This window comes from Nocardia farcinica (genome assembly GCF_029867845.1).
In the GTDB taxonomy this organism is placed as follows: domain Bacteria; phylum Actinomycetota; class Actinomycetes; order Mycobacteriales; family Mycobacteriaceae; genus Nocardia; species Nocardia farcinica_A.
In genome coordinates, this window is the sequence record NZ_JARWRU010000955.1 from 1 (window position 1) to 1,000 (window position 1,000).

Consider the following 1,000-nt stretch of genomic DNA (forward strand, 5'->3'; position numbering starts at 1 on the left):
CCCCGAAGGGGATGGTGTCGGCGGGCTCGTAGTCGCCCGGCCGCGACAGTTCGGTGGCCGGGGCAGGCGCGGGCAGCGGCAGCGTGGGCGCCGGGTCCTCGAACTCGGGGCGCGGCCGGGCGGGCAGCCGGTAGAAGGCGCGGGCGTTGTCCTCGAGCACCGCGTGCATGTCCGCGCCGACCACATCGCAGATCAGGTCGACATCGGAGTCGCGGAACGGGCGGCCCGCCCGTGCGCCCGGCAGATCGGTGCCGAACATCAGCGCCTCGGGATTGACCGCGTGGATGCGGCGCAGCGTGTCGGCGACGTTCATGGTGACCCGGCCGAACCCGGTGGCCTTGACCCGCGCGCCCCGGTCGACCAGATCCAGCAGGTAGGGCAGGCACTCCTCGGACATGCCGAGGTGGTCGACCGAGATCCTCGGCAGCTTGGACATCACCGGCTGCAGGGAGGCGAGCATCTGGCCGTCGACGTAGACCTCGACGTGCCAGCCCGCCAGCTCGTAGGCGCGCAGCGCCTGCACCGTCATGCGGGTGATGTCGGTGGCCGCGCGCTTGAGGTTGAACCGCAGCGCCCGCACCCCGACCTTGTCCAGTTCGAGGATCTCCTGGTCACCGGCGTCGAGATCCAGCCGGGTCACCCCGACCCAGTTCTCGCCGAGCTCGGCCAGCGCCGCCTTCAGGTAGGTCTGGTCGGTGCCCTGGAACGACGCGCTGACCACGGCCCCGCCCTGGACGTCGAAGCGCGCCATCCGCTTTCGATAGTCGGCGATGGTGTACGGCTGCGGCAGGTAGCCCTCGTTCTCGGTCAGCGGGAACCGCGGATCGATGATGTGGACGTGTGCGTCGAACACTTGTACAGAATGCCTCGAGATCGCGTGACTGTCGCAACCCTCCCATCGGGAAGCAACGGGAGGCGGACACGGGAAGAGGGGCGCCCCCCCCGCCCCACATACGGGCGGCGGCATTTTAGCACGTGGCGCACTAGACCATGTGGGGCT

General features: G+C 69.9%; 1 protein-coding gene. It reads right to left on the reverse strand.

Translation table 11 applies throughout. The features are described from left to right. The coding region (locus QH283_RS21065; protein WP_280504699.1) for an amidohydrolase family protein at positions 1 to 853 on the reverse strand (853 nt) is incomplete at its 3' end. Between the last annotated feature and the right edge of the window lie 147 nt (positions 854 to 1,000).